The 16,974-nt window shown below is 58.8% G+C and carries 14 protein-coding genes and 1 pseudogene; 5 read left to right on the plus strand and 10 right to left on the minus strand.

The window, feature by feature from the left end:
- Window positions 1-8: 8 nt before the first annotated feature.
- Both ACR0JB_RS19285 and ACR0JB_RS19290 read right to left on the minus strand, forming a co-directional pair.
- Window positions 9-671, minus strand: a complete 663-nt coding sequence (locus tag ACR0JB_RS19285; RefSeq protein ID WP_170396445.1) for a sulfotransferase family 2 domain-containing protein — start codon at window positions 669-671, stop codon at window positions 9-11.
- Entirely contained in the window at window positions 668-1,594 is a 927-nt protein-coding gene (locus tag ACR0JB_RS19290; RefSeq protein ID WP_170505375.1) for a DMT family transporter, read from the minus strand. The genes ACR0JB_RS19285 and ACR0JB_RS19290 overlap by 4 nt, the downstream gene beginning before the upstream one ends.
- A gap of 150 nt (window positions 1,595-1,744) precedes the next feature.
- On the opposite strand from ACR0JB_RS19290, the gene ACR0JB_RS19295 reads away from it, so the two are divergent.
- On the plus strand, window positions 1,745-2,761 hold the full coding sequence (locus ACR0JB_RS19295; protein ID WP_170396449.1) for a hypothetical protein: 1,017 nt from the start codon (window positions 1,745-1,747) through the stop codon (window positions 2,759-2,761).
- Between the two features lies 1 nt (window position 2,762).
- On the opposite strand, the gene upp is transcribed toward ACR0JB_RS19295, so the two are convergent.
- From upp to ACR0JB_RS19330, 7 genes are all read right to left on the minus strand, one after another.
- Window positions 2,763-3,395, minus strand: coding sequence for a uracil phosphoribosyltransferase (gene upp / locus ACR0JB_RS19300; protein ID WP_170349314.1), 633 nt, complete (start codon window positions 3,393-3,395; stop codon window positions 2,763-2,765).
- Complete coding sequence (locus tag ACR0JB_RS19305; RefSeq protein ID WP_480790205.1) at window positions 3,392-4,378, minus strand: adenosine deaminase; 987 nt, start codon at window positions 4,376-4,378, stop codon at window positions 3,392-3,394. Before ACR0JB_RS19305 ends, upp begins: the two co-directional genes overlap by 4 nt.
- Complete coding sequence (locus ACR0JB_RS19310; RefSeq protein ID WP_480790206.1) at window positions 4,375-5,586, minus strand: phosphopentomutase; 1,212 nt, start codon at window positions 5,584-5,586, stop codon at window positions 4,375-4,377. Before ACR0JB_RS19310 ends, ACR0JB_RS19305 begins: the two co-directional genes overlap by 4 nt.
- Window positions 5,583-6,890: a thymidine phosphorylase gene (locus ACR0JB_RS19315; RefSeq protein ID WP_170396456.1), complete on the minus strand. Its 1,308-nt coding sequence runs from the start codon at window positions 6,888-6,890 to the stop codon at window positions 5,583-5,585. The genes ACR0JB_RS19310 and ACR0JB_RS19315 overlap by 4 nt, the downstream gene beginning before the upstream one ends.
- A 4-nt stretch (window positions 6,891-6,894) precedes the next feature.
- Window positions 6,895-7,287 carry a cytidine deaminase gene (locus ACR0JB_RS19320; protein ID WP_170396458.1) on the minus strand — a complete coding sequence of 131 codons (393 nt, stop codon included), beginning with the start codon at window positions 7,285-7,287 and terminating at the stop codon, window positions 6,895-6,897.
- Window positions 7,288-7,391: 104 nt separating this feature from the next.
- Window positions 7,392-8,489 carry a cupin domain-containing protein gene (locus ACR0JB_RS19325; protein ID WP_170396460.1) on the minus strand — a complete coding sequence of 366 codons (1,098 nt, stop codon included), beginning with the start codon at window positions 8,487-8,489 and terminating at the stop codon, window positions 7,392-7,394.
- Window positions 8,458-9,156, minus strand: coding sequence for a hypothetical protein (locus tag ACR0JB_RS19330; protein WP_170396462.1), 699 nt, complete (start codon window positions 9,154-9,156; stop codon window positions 8,458-8,460). The genes ACR0JB_RS19325 and ACR0JB_RS19330 overlap by 32 nt, the downstream gene beginning before the upstream one ends.
- A gap of 180 nt (window positions 9,157-9,336) precedes the next feature.
- Between ACR0JB_RS19330 and ACR0JB_RS19335 the strand changes: the two genes are divergently transcribed.
- From ACR0JB_RS19335 to ACR0JB_RS19345, 3 genes are all read left to right on the plus strand, one after another.
- Window positions 9,337-11,610, plus strand: coding sequence for an NADP-dependent malic enzyme (locus tag ACR0JB_RS19335; protein WP_170349321.1), 2,274 nt, complete (start codon window positions 9,337-9,339; stop codon window positions 11,608-11,610).
- 433 nt (window positions 11,611-12,043) lie between these two features.
- A complete protein-coding gene (gene prpE, locus ACR0JB_RS19340) occupies window positions 12,044-13,933 on the plus strand; it encodes a propionate-CoA ligase PrpE (protein ID WP_170396464.1) in 1,890 nt (629 codons plus the stop codon).
- 94 nt (window positions 13,934-14,027) lie between these two features.
- Entirely contained in the window at window positions 14,028-15,467 is a 1,440-nt protein-coding gene (locus tag ACR0JB_RS19345) for an amidase family protein (RefSeq protein ID WP_170396466.1), read from the plus strand.
- 258 nt (window positions 15,468-15,725) lie between these two features.
- Here the strand turns inward: ACR0JB_RS19345 and ACR0JB_RS19350 are convergent, their stop codons facing one another.
- A complete protein-coding gene (locus ACR0JB_RS19350) occupies window positions 15,726-16,487 on the minus strand; it encodes an NAD kinase (protein ID WP_254428452.1) in 762 nt (253 codons plus the stop codon).
- A gap of 168 nt (window positions 16,488-16,655) precedes the next feature.
- Between ACR0JB_RS19350 and glyA the strand changes: the two are divergent.
- A pseudogene (glyA, locus tag ACR0JB_RS19355) lies at window positions 16,656-16,974 on the plus strand (serine hydroxymethyltransferase); the annotation flags it as partial.

Below are 16,974 nucleotides of genomic sequence, written 5' to 3' on the forward strand. Positions count from 1 at the left end.
ATTGGAAACTATGCGCGGTCAATCGCATCAAATGCATAGCCGAATCTAGCGATGTCTTCAGCACAGGCTTCGGCCACAGCATTGGCGGTCTGATCCGAATAATACTCGCGGTAATCTTCCAATCGCTCGGATCGATTGAGCCTGGGTAAGCTTAGGTGAAAACCCAAATGGTCGAACAATGGGGCCGCGTCCTGATCGAAGTATTCCAGCCGAATGTAGAACCGGCATTGTTCGACTCCATCCGCACGGGTCATATAGTGCCGCGCCGGGTTCCGTCGGAATGACTGTGTCGTATCGGGGTGCAAGACAAACTGGTCAAAAGTCAGAGCCTTTGCCAGCGAAACCGCCGGGTGGTCAAAGCCTTGCACGCGCAGCCAGTGAAAATAGCTGACGATCCGATCCCACGGGTTGCGCACCATAGTGAAAGTGGTCAGAGCCTGCAATTCAGGGACCGACAGAACTCCGTCAATATCGGTCAGGGTCGAGTGTTTCCATAACCTTCCCCTGCCCTTCAGCGCCTTGGCCCGATTGCGGCGCCTCACAGCTTTGGGCGTATCCCCAATCAGGATGTCATCCTTCATCGCCCGTGCTTCCAGCGCCTGCGCCAAAGACGTGCCGCCGGTTTTGGGAATATGAACGAACACATAGCCGCGCCCAGGCGAGATGATCACGCCGCCTCTCCCAGCGCGGCCGCGCGCTTTGAGCGCCAGCCCAGCAACGCACCCGCTGCCGCGATCAGGCCAATCCCCAAAATTTGCATGACACCAATCGTCTGACTCAGTGCCACCCAGGCGAATAGCGGGCCGAAAATCATCACCGAATATTCGAACACAGCTACATAAGAGGTCTCACCGATCTGATAGGATTTGATCAACATGAAGACTGCAATGGTTGAGCCGACCGCCTGTATGACGACCCAGATCAACGCGGGTTGCATCTGCCAGACCATACCGCGCGTCACGAACCCGTCGGGGAAGGAATGTGGCACGAACGAGAACACAGCCAAGCCAATTGCCCCCGCCAACCCAAGCGTGATGATCATGGCTGCCAACAGCGCCACCGTGCTTTCCTGCGCGCAATACTTGCGCGTGACGATGGAACTGAGGGCATAGAACAACCCTCCGGCTATTGGCAGCAATGTCCGGGCGTCAAATTCATAAGGGTTGAGTTGCAGCACAAATAGAGTGCCTGAAAACCCGATTAAAACCGCCAAAATACGCCATGGGCCGATCCTTTGCCCAATTGCGAATGCCGAGATCAACAACACAAAGATTGGTGATGTGAACAGCCCCGCCAACGCCTGCGCAATCGGCATCAACGCTAATGAGGCGAAATAGAAAAGCATGGCCACTGTGATCAATAAACTGCGTAACATAACAGGCCCCAGCCGTCGCGGACGCAAACTGCCCATCCCCAGCAACGAAAGGCCAACAATCAGTGGCAGCATCAGCAAGGCACGGGTCAAGTGGAACTGCCACAGGCCGATCGTATCGGCCAGCAGGATCACCACATTGTCAATGACCCCAAGGATCGCCATAGCGCTGACCATCAGGACCGAGGCCAATATCGGTGAGGTCTGAGTATCTGCCTGCATTTTGCACCCCAGTAGCAAAGTGGTGCGTGACACTCTGATCTGCCGCGCGTCGCGATATACAGCACAATTACAAATCGGCGCGCAACAGGTTTGCGCCTTTGGATTTTACCATGCTAAGCTGAAACAAAATAAGTACGAGCATTCCTCACCTTGAAGACAGCACTTAAACAGTACCAGCGGATCGAAGCGACCGGTCTGTGGCGTCCCTCGCCCGATGTGCAGCGGCGCGAGGTGGTGGTGTCGATTGGTGAGGCCACGCTGACGATCTCGGACTTCAACGAACAGGCGCTGACTCATTGGTCCCTGGCCGCGTTGGTGCGCCAGAATCCCGGCGATTTTCCGGCCCTGTTCAACCCCGACGGTGACCCGGACGAAACGCTGGAGCTGGAGGAAACTGAGACCACGATGATCGAGGCCATCGACCGCCTGCAGCGCGCCATCGACCGGGCGCGACCGCATCCCGGCCGGTTGCGTTGGCTCAGTGTTGCGGGTGTGGTGGCCGCCGTTGCCGCGCTGTTGCTGCTGTGGATGCCGGCTGCGCTGCAAAACCATGTCGTCTCGGTTGTGCCTGACATCAAACGCGCGGATATCGGGAATACCATCCTGCAGCGGATCGAGCGGGTCTCGGGGCGGGCCTGTACGTCCGAAGATGCGCAGGCAGCGCTTGATCAGTTGGCCGCGCGCACCGGCGTTCGGAAAATCGTCATTCTGCCCGCAGGCGTGCAGACAAGCCTTAGTCTGCCGGGAGGGATCGTTTTGCTGAACCGGGCGCTGGTCGAAGATCACGAGGACCCATCGGTCGCAGCTGGCTACGTCATCGCCGAACGTACCCGCACGCAGGCGCAGGACCCGTTGGATGATCTGCTGGACCGCACCGGCGCCACAACAGCTTTCCGCTTGTTGACGACCGGAGAGCTGACGCCGGCGAATATCGACGCTTACACCGAACAGGTTCTGTCCGAACCGCGCCCGTCTCTGCCCGAGGATGATCTGTTAGAAGTGTTCGCCCAGGCCGCGCTACCGTCGACACCATACGCCTATGCCGTGGATGTCACGGGTGAGACGGTTCTGGGCCTGATCGAGGCCGACCCGATGGCGGGCCGCCCCTTGCAACAGGTACTGCCGGACCGCGATTGGGTCCGGCTGCAAAATATCTGCGGCGAATAGCTTACTTGGTGCCAAACATCCGGTCACCCGCATCGCCGAGACCAGGCATGATATAGCCTTTTGAATTCAATTCCCGATCCAATGCCGCGGTGACGATTTTGACATCCGGGTGGGCTTCTTTCATGCGCTCCACGCCTTCGGGTGCGGCCAGCAGGCACAGGAACCGGATATCGGTGGCCCCGGCCTCTTTCAGCAAATCAATCGCTGCGGCCGAGCTGTTGCCGGTAGCCAGCATCGGGTCAACGGCGATGACCAGACGGTCCTTCAGCCCTTCGGGGGCTTTGAAGTAGTACTGTACCGGTTTCAGCGTTTCCTCATCCCGGTAGAGACCAACAAACCCAACGCGGGCCGAGGGTATCAATTCCAACACCCCGTCCAGCATCCCGTTCCCGGCGCGCAGGATCGACACCAGCGCCAGTTTCTTGCCGGCCAGAATGGGGGCGTCCATCTCCTCCATCGGGGTTTCGATGTGGCGGGTAGTCAGCTTCAGCTCGCGCGTGACCTCATAGGCCAGCAGCAATGTGATCTCACGCAGCAATTGGCGGAACACGGCAGTGGACGTGCCCTTGTCCCGCATGAGCGTCAGTTTGTGCTGCACCAGCGGGTGGTCAACGACGGTCAGGTGTTCGCTCATGATCTCTCCAGTCTTTTCTTGACCCGCGCGCGGGTGTCATCATCGCAAAAGGCAGCCGCAAGGGCCGTGTCGTTCAGGGCGGCAAAGTCCTCGGCCTCCCAACCGAAGGCTTTGCCCAGCATCTCATATTCGCGCCGCATGGTGGTATGGAAAAACGGCGGGTCATCGGTGGAAACGGTGACTTTGACGCCTGCATCGCGCAGTTTCGCAATCGGGTGGACGTCGAAATTGGGAAACAGGCCCAGAACCACATTTGACCCTGGGCAAACCTCGAGCGTAACCTCACGGTCGACCAACTCGCGGATCAGGTCCGGGTCTTCGATGGCACGGACACCGTGACCGATCCGTTCCACCCCCAGATCGCGGATCGCATCGCGCACGCTTTTGGGGCCGCCGAACTCTCCGGCGTGGGTGGTCAGGCGCAACCCGGCCTCGCGCGCGCAATCAAAGGCCCATTTGTAATCGCTCTGCGTGCCAATAGACTCATTACCGCCCATGCCGAAACCCGTAATCCAATCTCCGGCGGTTTCTGCAGCGCAATGGGCGCTGATCTTGGCCTGCTCCGGCCCAAAATGGCGGACACAGGTGACGACGCCACGCAAGGTGATGTCGAACTTGCGCTCAGCCTCGTCCGCCGCATCCTGAATAGCACTCAGGTAATCGCGCCAAGCATCCAAATCCCCGCCACCGCAGAAATCAGGACTTAGGAAGGTTTCGGAATACACTACACCATTCGCCGCACTTTCTTCGAGGATCGCGAGGGTGAGACGGCGGAAATCCTCGGGCGTTTTCAATACTTCGCAAGCGGCCTCATAGACGCTGAGAAAATGGGCGAAATCGCGGAAGTCATAGCTACCGTCCGGCTTGAAAATTCCGCTCAGGTCAATGCGCTTTTCATGCGCCAACTGGCGGATAAAGGCGGGCGGGGCCGCGCCTTCGTGATGCAGGTGTAGCTCGATCTTTGGTAGGTCTGCGACGGTCATAGAAAACTCTTCCCCGGCCCCTGTGCCGGAATATTCAGGTGGTGCGCAATGCTGGCTGCGACGTCGGCGAAATTGATCGCACCAATCTGGCCTGCACCTTGCCCTGCGATCAGAACAGGCACTTGTTCGCGCGTGTGGTCCGTGCCGATCCAACTGGGATCATTACCGTGATCAGCGGTCAGCAGCATCAGATCTCCGGGGCGCAGCTTTTGCAGGATCACACCAATCTCACGGTCGAACCATTCAAGCGCGCGGGCATAGCCGCTGATGTCGCGACGGTGGCCGTAAAGGCTGTCGAACTCGACGAAATTGGCGAAGGTCAGGCTGCCCTCTTCGGCGTCATCAACCAGATCGTACAAATGCCCCATCAATTCGGCATCCGAGCCCTTACGTAAAGTGTCGATCCCCTGCATCGAGAAAATGTCACCTATCTTACCCACCGCATGCACGCGCCGACCGGCATCTTGTGCCCAGTTGGTCAGAACCGGCGCGGGTGGTAGGATGGCGAAATCCTTGCGGTTAGTGGTGCGGGTGAACCCGTCTTCTGGCGATCCGACGAAGGGTCGCGCGATAACGCGCCCAACTTTCATTTCGTGCAGACGGGGTGCCAGCGCCTTGCACATCTCCAGCAAACGGTCGAGGCCAAAGCTCTCCTCATGCGCCGCAATCTGAAACACGCTGTCGGCCGAGGTGTAGCAGATCGGCCAACCGGTCCGCATATGCTCGGCCCCCAGTTCGGCGATAATCGCCGTGCCAGATGCATGACAATCACCTAGAATGCCGCCGGTTCCGGCGGCCACGGCGGCGGCACGCGCTAAATCAGGTGGGAATGACGGCGTTGTATCCGGGAAATAGTGCCAATCCCACGGCACCGGCAACCCGGCCAGCTCCCAATGACCCGAAGGCGTATCCTTGCCCAGAGAATGTTCACGTGCGCAGCCCCATAAGCCCTTTGGTACAGCGTGCAAACCGGGTGTCTCTGCGCCCGAGGCCAGGCGTGTCGCGGCCCCCAAGCCCAGCGCATCCAGATTGGGCAGGTGCAATGGCCCTGTGCGACCGTCTTCTGCCCGTCCGTCAGCGCAGGCCTGAGCTATATGGGCCAGCGTGTTGGCCCCGGTATCGGGGGTTTCTCCGTTAAAAAAGCGGTCCGCATCCGGCGCGCCGCCGATGCCCACCGAGTCCATCACCACCAGAAAGGCACGGGTCACGGCCTGATCCTTTCATGCACAAGCGTTGGGGTCATGGCTGTGTCTTTGCCTATCGTGATGGCCCGCAGGACCGTGTCGGCCGCCTGTCGTGCCGCGTCTTCGCGGGCTGCGTGGACCACGGCCAAGGGAGTGCCTTTGTCGACCTTGTCCCCCAGACGAACAATGCCCGACAAACCAACCGCGGGGTCGATGACGTCGTCTTCGACCTGCCGCCCACCACCCAAGGCGACCACGGCGAGGCCCAGCGCCTCACCGTCGATTGCCGCAATGTAGCCCGCATCCGTTGCCGGAACTTCAAGGATCACGCTTGCTTCGGGCAGGTAGCGTGACCAGTTGTCTACAAACTGTAGCGGCCCGCCCACGGCGGCCATCATACGGCCGAACCGTTCCGCCGCACGGCCATCGCGGATCACACCAGTGATCTTGTCGCGCCCCTCATCGGCGGTTGCGAACATACCGGCATCGGCCAGCAAAACCCCGCCCAGTTCCGCCGAAATTTCAGCCAATGGAGCGTAATGGTCGTGGGTCAGGACATTCATCACCTCGACCACCTCCAACGCATTGCCCAGCGCCGGAGCCAAAGGTTGGTGCATGTCCGTAATCACCGCCGACGTCCGGCACCCTGCTGCATTTGCAGTTTCCGTCAGGGCCTTTGCCAGCTTGCGGGCGTCTTCCAGCGTTTTCATGAACGCGCCGCTGCCCACCTTGACGTCCAGCACCAAAGCTTCGGGGCTCGCCGCCAGTTTCTTGGACAAGATCGACGCGGTGATCAGGTCCAGGCTTTCCACCGTCGCCGTTACGTCGCGGATCGCATAAAGCCGTTTGTCCGCAGGCGCGATCTGCCCGGTCGCGCCGACAATGGCCGCGCCGGTATCGCGCAGGATCTGGGTCAGACGATCCTGCCCGATCTGGGTACTGACGCCCGGAATGGCCTCAAGCTTGTCCAGCGTACCGCCGGTATGACCCAACCCACGGCCTGAGATCATCGGGACAAAAGCCCCCAATTCGGCCAGCGCTGGGGCCAGCACCAAACTGACGCTGTCGCCGACCCCTCCGGTCGAGTGTTTGTCGATTACCGGGCCATCGAAATCCCAGCTTAGAACGTCTCCGCTGTCCCGCATCGCCACTGTCAGATCGGCGCGGCCCTGCGCGCCCAGCCCACCCATGCAGACGGCCATGGCAAAGGCCCCGGCCTGCGCGTCGCTGACACCACCGTCGGCAAGGCCCTGCGCGAACCAGGTCAGTTCCTCCGCGCTGGGCACTTGTTCGCGGCGCAACTTGGCAATGATCGAACGGGCGTCCATAGCCTCAGACACCCGCCATGTGCGAGGCGTCAAATGCACCCGGCAGAAGGTCACCGATGGTGGTTTCCAGTTCGGCGCCATCGACGCTGGCCAAGGTCACCTTGACGTCACGATTGCCGAACTCGGCCAGTTTCTGTCGGCACCCCCCACAAGGCGGTACCGGCTGCGGCGAGGAGGCAACCACGTAGACTTCGGTCAATTCCTGTTCGCCTGCCGCGACCATAGCAGCGATGGCACCAGCCTCGGCGCAGGTGCCTTCGGGATAAGCCACGTTTTCGACGTTACAGCCCGCAAACACCTTGCCCGACGCTGCTCGGATCGCTGCGCCAACCTTGAAATTGGAATAGGGCGCATAGGCTTTTTCCCGGACAGACAGTGCTGCATCTTTCAAAGTCATGGCGATTCCCCAATTTTTGATCATCTGGTCAGAAAGTCATACCCTAAATGAAACCGACCGGGGAGTTGAAGCCCCGGACAGCAGATTCCTTGGCCAAAATCCTCTTAGTCCAGCGTTGTGTTGAACGTACCGGGCAAGGTGACCTCAAGCAGTTCAATATCCTCGGACGGGTCGGACAGACGTGTGCGCATGCCGGGTGGGATGACAAAGGCGTCGCCCTGCTTTAGCCGATAGGGATTACGACCTTCGCCCTCCAGCGTGACCTCGCCCCCCATGACAAAGGTAAAATGGATATCGGTGTTGTGTGCAGCCCAAACCGGATCACCCTGCCCCTTGCGCACGACCTGCACCCCCGCAACGCCTTTGGTGTTCTCGGCAATCGTGGTGTCGCGGCAGATATAACCCGGCAGGCGGAACGGGGCCCATTCGGCCCCTTCGGCCTGATTGAAGACAAACCGTTGACCCTGCCATTCCCGGTCAGGGCGGTAATGGGGCGTGGGCAGGTCCATTTCATGATCAATTTCGGTGACGTGTTCTGCGGGGACACCAATTTCGATCACCTGCACATTGTCCGAGGCCTCAAGCACGCGGTGGCGAATTTCAGGCGGCTGGATAAAGCAATCGCCCGCGGTCAGGCGCATCTTGTCGCCTTGATCCTCATAAACCACATCCACCCATCCGTGGATGCAGAAAATCAGCTGAAAACCGACCTTGTGAAAATGCACCATGTCCGGCACCGGCCCGCCGTCAGGAATGCGGATATGGCTGGCGATGATCGATCCGCCCAACCGGTCTGGCACCAAATCACGGTAATGCATTCCGGCCCGCCCGATGATCCACGGGGCCTGATCCTTGAGCCGGCGCACCACGAAAGAATGCACCGTTTCCGGCATGACCATTGGCGGGTTCAACTCATCAATCTCAATCCGTGTGCCGTTGGGGGCCACCAGATTGCGCTGGCCACCTGCAAATTCATCCGGGTTGTCTGTCAGGATGCGCAACGTGCCGGGGGACTCGGGCGCGTCTTTTTCGATCCGCACACGCAGGCCGTGGCCGGAAAACACGGCGGTGCGCGGATCGTCGGCGGGATAGATCATGTCCATCCGCATCCCCAGAACCTTTGTATAAAACGGGATGTCGTTGCGCAGTTCCTGCGTGGGCAGGCGGATTTCAGCGCATGTCCGAGTTTGGGATTTGCTCATCTGATGTTCCATCGGGTTTGGATTTTGGCCATCCGATCAGAACGGCGGCCAAAATGCCAATCGAAAAGAACATCTCCAGCGTTTCTTCCAGCACGAATAGGCGAGTTGCCATGATGGTCGTCATCTGGTCACCCAAGGCGCTGCTGACCTCTTCCAGACCCTGCGCCACGACGGCACACATACCCGCCAGAAAGAACACCAGCAGAAATGGCGCCCGTTCTTTTAGTGCCCGCCACCCATTTGGCACTCCATGCCAGACGACTCCGCCCAGCACGATCACCGCCAGGGTTACACGCACAATCGTCATATCCAGAAGAACATCCATCCCGTGCAGAATGAAGTACGGAACACTGTCTACGGCATAAATATCAGCCTCAAGCTCTCGTTCCGCCAACAGCAGCAGAACCACGCCGATGTATAACCGGCTGATCCCGCGATACCGTACCAATGCGGCGATACCAGCCACCAGCAATGCCGCGGCCGAACCCGTTTCGATCAGACCGCCTTCCTGGTTGAATGCCTCGGCCTGCATCGGCCACACTGAAATCGCACACAATACCAACATGGCCAGAACAAGGGCTGCGCGAAACGCAAAATGTTCAGTTCCAAACTTGCCGGTATTCAGCGATAGGGTCTTATCAACCTCGCCGTTTTCTTTAGAGCGCATGCTGTTATTCTCGGTCCAGAAGGGGGTGTGTTCGAAAGTCGCGGGAGTTTAAGTCTTTTGCCACGGAAAGCAACCACAGCGACAAAACGGCCTTGTTTGCCGAATTAAGTTGCACAACGTAGCCAAGCAGAAAAAAATAGTTTAAGGCTAAATCAAATTTGAAAACGGAGCTGAGACGCCATGTCCGACACACCTAGCCTGCGGCAGGCCGCGCTTGATTACCATGCCTATCCAAAGCCCGGAAAGTTGGAGATCAAGGCGACAAAACCCATGGCAAACGGCCGTGATCTGGCCCGCGCGTATTCCCCTGGCGTGGCCGAGGCCTGCCTTGAGATTAAGGCTGATGCGGCTGAGGCCGAACACTATACGGCACGCGGCAATCTGGTGGCGGTCGTCTCAAACGGGACAGCGGTTCTGGGGTTGGGCAATATCGGCGCGCTGGCATCCAAGCCGGTGATGGAAGGCAAGGCCGTTCTGTTCAAGAAATTCGCCGGTATCGACTGTTTTGATATTGAGGTCGATCAGCCCGACCCTGAAAAGCTGGCCGATATCGTTTGCGCACTGGAACCGACCTTTGGCGCCATCAATCTGGAAGACATCAAGGCACCCGATTGCTTTACCGTCGAGAAGCTGTGCCGTGAGCGGATGAACATTCCGGTCTTTCACGACGATCAGCACGGCACCGCCATCGTGGTAGGCGCCGCTGCCAGAAACGCACTGCACGTTTCAGGGAAGAAATTCGAGGACATCAAGGTTGTCTCGACCGGCGGCGGAGCGGCAGGGATCGCGTGCCTTAGCATGCTGGTCAAACTGGGCGTAAAGCGCGAGAACATCTGGCTGTGTGACATTCATGGGCTGGTCTATGAGGGCCGCGCCGAAGATATGAATCCGCATAAGGATCAATTCGCGCAGAAATCCGACCTGCGCACTCTGGACGACGTGATCGGTGACGCCGACCTGTTCCTAGGCCTCAGCGGCCCTAACGTCCTTAAGCCGGAAATGGTCGAAAAAATGGCCAAGCGCCCAATCATTTTCGCATTGGCGAACCCGACACCGGAAATCTTGCCACAAGCCGCGCGCGAGGTGGCCCCGGATGCCATCATCGCCACCGGGCGCAGCGACTTTCCCAATCAGGTAAACAATGTTCTGTGTTTCCCTTTCATCTTCCGTGGCGCCTTGGATGTAGGCGCGACCGAGATCAATGACGAGATGCAAATTGCCTGCGTAGAGGGTATCGCGGAAATGGCCCGCGCTACCACCAGCGCCGAAGCCGCAGCAGCTTATAAGGGCGAGCAGCTGACATTCGGGCCGGATTACCTGATCCCGAAGCCCTTTGACCCCCGCCTTGTTGGTGTGGTCTCTTCGGCCGTTGCCAAAGCTGCGATGGAAAGTGGCGTGGCCAAGCGCCCGATCGCCGATCTCGAGGCGTACAAAGAGCGCCTGAACCAATCCGTGTTCAAATCCGCCCTGCTGATGCGCCCGGTTTTTGAGGCCGCATCGGTCGCCTCGCGCCGGATCGTCTTTGCCGAGGGCGAGGACGAGCGGGTGCTGCGCGCGGCCCAGGCCATTCTTGAGGAAACCACCGAAACCCCGATCCTGATTGGCCGCCCCGAAGTGATCGAGACCCGTTGTGAACGGCTGGGGCTGGCGGTACGTCCGGGTCAAGACTTTCAGATCGTCAACCCACATGACGACCCGCGCTATTACGACTATTGGTCCTCGTACCACCAGATCATGCAACGCCGCGGCGTCACCCCAGATCAGGCCAAGGCGATCATGCGCACCAACAACACGGCCATCGGTGCCATCATGGTGCATCGCGACGAAGCCGACAGCATGATCTGCGGCACGTTCGGCGAATTCCGCTGGCATTTGAACTACGTGGAGCAGGTTCTCAACGATGGCGACTTGCGCCCCCATGGCGCCCTGTCGCTGATGATCCTGGAAGATGGCCCCCTATTCATCGCAGACACCCATGTGCGGCAACTGCCCACCCCTGAAGAACTGGCCGAGACCACAATAGGCGCGGCCCGCCATGTGCGCCGTTTCGGAATCGAGCCCAAGATCGCCTTCTGCTCACAATCGCAATTCGGCAATCAGGCCGAAGGGTCCGGCAGGCGACTGCGCGATGCAATTGCGATCCTGGACAGCGAACCCCGCGATTTCATCTATGAGGGCGAGATGAACCTGGACACTGCTTTGGATCCGGAACTGCGCGAGCGAATCTTCCCGAACTCACGTCTAGAGGGTGCCGCAAACGTGTTGATTTTTGCTCATGCGGATGCGGCCAGTGGCGTGCGCAATATTCTGAAGATGAAAGCCGACGGGCTAGAGGTTGGGCCGATCCTGATGGGCATGGGAAACAAGGCACATATCGTGACCCCGTCCATCACCGCGCGTGGATTGCTGAACATGGCCGCGATTGGCGGCACTCCGGTCACGCATTACGGCTAGTTCGCCCCCCGGTCGAACCGGAGGTCAGTATAAAAGAGCCCTGTCATTGCTACGCGGTGCACAGGAAACGTTATGGTATTGCGACCAGTGTTGCAGATGCCATCGCGTCGCTTGATGCTGTGTCGCCGTGTCTTTTATACTAGGTACTTGCCAGAGACGGCCCAAGGGACACGACCCTATGCCCCGCCAAAACGCCAGCCAAGTTGATTCCTGCGTAACGCATGATTTGCATGGTAGAGTTTGCACATTTGCAAAACCGTTACACGCCTGCCAACAAACCTCTCAAAAGCACGTATTTTGCAAAAATTTGCATAGCAATGTGATCGAAGTTGCAAATATTTTGCGATAAACTGACGCGCCATCTGCTGCACGGCTTGCCCGGTTTGCTAAGGATGCCTAACACATTCCAAAAGCTGTGTTGGAGGAGGGCGCCATGGCCTATCAGGACGTATATGAAAGCTGGAAGAACGACCCAGAAGGGTTCTGGATGGAGGCCGCCAAAGGGATCGATTGGGTTCAACCTCCGACCAAGGCTCTGTTTGACGAGAACGCGCCGCTTTATGAATGGTTCTGCGATGCCAAGGTCAACACCTGCTGGAATGCAGTAGACCGCCATGTCGAAAGTGGCCGAGGCGAGCAAACGGCCATCATCTATGACAGTCCGATTACCCACACCAAGCGCGAGATTTCATATGTCGAGCTGCGCAACCGCGTGGCCACTTTGGCAGGGGCGCTGCGAGCTAAGGGTATCGAAAAAGGCGACCGGGTCATCATCTACATGCCGATGATCCCCGAAGCGCTTGAGGCGATGCTGGCCTGCGCCCGTTTGGGGGCCGTGCATTCAGTGGTGTTCGGCGGCTTCGCCAGCAACGAGTTGGCGGTGCGGATCGACGATTCCAAGCCCAAAGCAATTATCGCCGCGTCCTGCGGGATGGAGCCAGGCCGCGTGGTTCACTACAAACCGTTGCTGGACGGTGCCATCGACATGGCCAGCCACAAACCCGATTTCTGCGTGATTTTCCAGCGTGAACAGGAAGTGGCGCAATTGATCGAGGGGCGTGACTTTAACTGGCATGGCTTCCAATACGGGGTCGAACCTGCGGAATGTGTGCCTGTGGATGGCAACGATCCGGCCTATATCCTATATACCTCGGGCACCACCGGCGCACCCAAGGGCGTGGTGCGCCCCACCGCTGGTCATTTGGTGGCCCTGAACTGGACGATGAAGAACATCTATGACGTCGACCCCGGAGACGTCTTTTGGGCGGCGTCGGATGTGGGTTGGGTCGTGGGGCACTCCTATATCTGCTATGCCCCGCTGATCCATGGCAACACCACGATTGTATTCGAAGGCAAACCTGTCGGCACCCCCGACGCGGGCACTTTTTGGCGGGTGATTGCCGAACACAAAGTCAAAAGCTTCTTCACCGCCCCCACCGCCATTCGCGCTGTCAAGCGCGAGGATCCTTCGGGTGAGTTGATCGCGAAATACGACCTGTCCAACCTGCGCGCCTTGTTTCTGGCCGGTGAACGCGCCGACCCCGATACGATCGAGTGGGCACAGGACGCGCTGAAAGTGCCGGTGATCGACCACTGGTGGCAAACCGAAACTGGCTGGACTATTGCCGGAAACCCGCTGGGGATCGAAGAATTGCCGGTCAAGCTAGGGTCTCCCGCCAAGCCGATGCCAGGTTATGACGTGCAGATTCTGGACGAAGGTGGCCATCCGATGAAGCCCGGCGAACTGGGTGCGATTGCTGTGAAGCTGCCGCTACCCCCGGGTACACTACCAACCCTGTGGAATGCGAAAGAGCGGTTCAAAAGCTCGTACCTCAACCAATTCCCCGGCTACTATGAAACCGGCGATGCGGGCATGATTGATGAGGAAGGATACCTCTACATTATGGCGCGTACCGATGACGTGATCAACGTCGCGGGTCACCGCCTGTCTACTGGCGGGATGGAAGAGGTTCTGGCCGCCCACCCTGACGTCGCCGAATGCGCAGTGATCGGTGTTTCAGATCAGCTCAAGGGTCAGATGCCGGTAGGCTTCTTGTGTCTCAACGCGGGTTGCGATCGCGACCACGGCGAGGTGGTGCAGGATGTGGTCAAGCTGGTGCGCGAAAAGATCGGCCCGGTGGCGGCGTTCAAACAAGCCGTTGTGGTGGATCGCCTGCCCAAGACCCGATCCGGAAAAATTCTGCGCGGGACTATGGTGTCGATTGCCGACAGCAAGGAATTCAAAATGCCCGCAACTATCGATGATCCGGCCATTCTGGACGAAATCACCGTGGCTTTGAAATCCATCGGCTTTGCGCAGTAGCCAAGCCTCGGGCGGCCTTTGGTCGCCCGCTGCACGGCTTTCCCTTGCAACCGGACACAAGGCCCCTACTGTCTGCTCAAGACAGTGAGGCCCCATGACACATACAGACATCTGGCGTCTGACCGCCACCGACCTGACCGCCCTGACCCGCAGTGGCGATCTGAGCGCCGAGGACGCGGTGCAAAGCGCCGTTGACAGAATGCATCAGGCCAACCCCGGCCTGAACGCAGTGGTCGAGGACTTGAGCGCCGAGGCGCTGGAGCGCGCACGCGCCCTTGATCAGAAGCGGACACAGGGCGCACAAACCGGTCCGCTACACGGGGTGCCAGTCACAATAAAAATCAATGTCGATCAAAAGGGCCATGCCACCTCAAATGGCGTTGTGGCCTTGAAAGACGTGATTGCGCCTGATGATGCGCCGATTGTCCGTAACCTGCAAAACGCCGGGGCGGTGGTGATCGGGCGCACCAACACGCCCGAGTTCTCGTTTCGCGCTGACACAGACAACCCGCTGCATGGGCGCACGCAGAACCCCTGGGGTCGGCACATCTCGCCCGGCGGTTCGTCAGGGGGGGCAGGTGCTGCCGTAATGGCCGGGATCGGGGCGTTGGCGCATGGCAACGACATTGGCGGCAGCTTGCGGTTTCCAGCCGCCGCCAACGGTGCAGTTACCGTAAAGCCCGGCCTGGGCCGCGTGCCTGCCTGGAACCCAAGCCAACAAACCGAGCGCGGATTATTGGCGCAATCCATGTCAGTACAAGGGCTGATCACTCGCTCTGCTGCCGACCTTCACCTGTCGATGCCAAGCCTGATTGCAGCAGACCCGCGTGATCCGTTTCACGTCCCGATGCCTTGGCGCGGTGCGCCGATGGATGGCCCTATCAAGGTAGCCTTCACCAAAGACACCTTTGGCTATGCGCTGCATCCCGAGGTCGACAGGGCCCTGGACACCGCGCGCGATGCGCTGAATGACGCGGGCTATCAGGTGGAAGAGGTCTCGCCGCCGGACGTATTCGACTGCGGCCGAACCGGGTACCGTGCGCTGATGGGCGAAGTTCTGACCCTTTTGAAAAGCGATATCGAGGCCGCCGGATCTGAAACCATACGTGATATCTTTGACGTTTATTTTCAGGAGTTTCCGCCCATTCTCGGCACCGAACTGCTGCAAGTAATGGCAAAACGCAGCCACTATGCGCGGGAATGGTCGTTGTTCATGCAGGATTACCCTTTGGTCCTGTCACCCTTCCTGCCGCAGCCCTTCTTCAAACCTGACCGGGACACCGAAGGGCCCGAAGGCGTGCATGAGGTTCTGGGTTGTGCGGTCTATTCCTACGCAATGAACTTCCTGGGGCTTCCTGCCGCTAGTGTGCCCGCGCGTCTGGCCGAATTGCCGCAAGGGCCGCAACCGATCAATATCCAGATCGCTGCACGTCAGTGGCGCGAGGACATGGCAGTTGACGCCGCCGCCGCGATCGAAGCGCGCGTGGGTCATATGTGCCTGCCGCTATGGCAAAATATGGAAGAACGCGCTTGAATACGCTCAATCACAAAAATAGACCCCGGGTTCTTGTACCCGAGGTCCGCTTGCTTAAATAAGCCCGGAAATCTGACAACGAGCGTAGCACCACCTACCCTCGCCGGCGCGAAAACTGCGCAATCATTCGAAAACGCCGTCTGGTGGCCACTCACTCCCACCTTGGCGTGTTCTCCGGGCAAGTTAAGATTACCAAAGGGTGAGTCAAACGCCTGTGAACTGGATCACACAAGTTCGAAAAAGTTCACTTTTGAGAGATCAGGTGAACTGCTCCGAGATCAAACGCTCTTCTAATCCGTGCCCGGGATCGAAAAGAATACGGTGTTGGATCGTGGGTTCCGAGCGAATCTCAACCCAGTCTATATCCGGAAAGGAAACAGAATCCGCGTCAGCCATGACTGGACGTTTATCCGCGTCCAGCACGTCGAAACGAACCTTCGCGATCTTGGGCAACAGGGCCCCACGCCAACGGCGTGGACGGAACGCGGCAATCGCCGTCAAGGCCAGAACATCCGACCCAATAGGCAATATCGGCCCGTGCGCCGAATAGTTGTAAGCCGTTGATCCGGCGGGCGTAGACAGCAACGCCCCATCGCAGACCAACTCATCCATCCGAACCCGACCATCGACACTGATCTTCAACCGCGCGGCCTGCGGGCCAGCCCGCAGCAGCGATACCTCGTTGATCGCAAGCGCTTCGTGTATTTTGCCGGATTGATCCATCGCCTTCATCGCCAGCGGGTTGATCACCTCTTCTTCAGCCGCGGCCAAACGGTCCAACAGATCGTCCTTGTGGAATTCATTCATCAAGAACCCGATGGTGCCGCGATTCATGCCATAAACGGGCGTGTCCAGATGCTGCATGTTGTGCAGTGTGTGCAACATGAATCCATCGCCCCCCAACGCGACCACTACATCCGCATCTCGGGGCGCTGCATTGCCATACCGTTTCACAAGGCTTTCCCGTGCAGATTGCGCCACTTTGACGTCGCTTGCGAGAAAGGCGATTCTCTTTGTCATCTTTTCCGGTTTCCGGTGTTGTACATTTGGTTCCGAAACAAACATACCTTTCCCCAATAGGCCAGACTTGACGCCGTAGCGGGCCAAATCGTCGCTTTACAGCTTTTGCATATGAATCGTTTCCGATAGGAAATCCGCAAGATTCTTACCCAGCCCTGTGGAGCCCCCATGAACGCTAATCTTCGTGATACCGGTTTTTTCACCCAATCCCTATCCGACCGTGACCCTGAGCTTTTTGGTTCGATCACATCTGAGCTGGGCCGCCAGCGCGACGAGATCGAGTTGATCGCGTCCGAGAACATCGTCTCAGCCGCCGTGATGGAGGCGCAGGGCTCGGTGATGACCAACAAATACGCCGAAGGCTATCCCGGGCGGCGCTATTATGGCGGCTGCCAATTCGTTGATATCGCTGAAAACCTGGCCATCGACCGCGCCAAGCAGCTGTTTGGGTGTGACTTCGCCAACGTGCAGCCGAACTCGGGCAGCC

Source organism: Ruegeria sp. BI7, assembly GCF_056537925.1.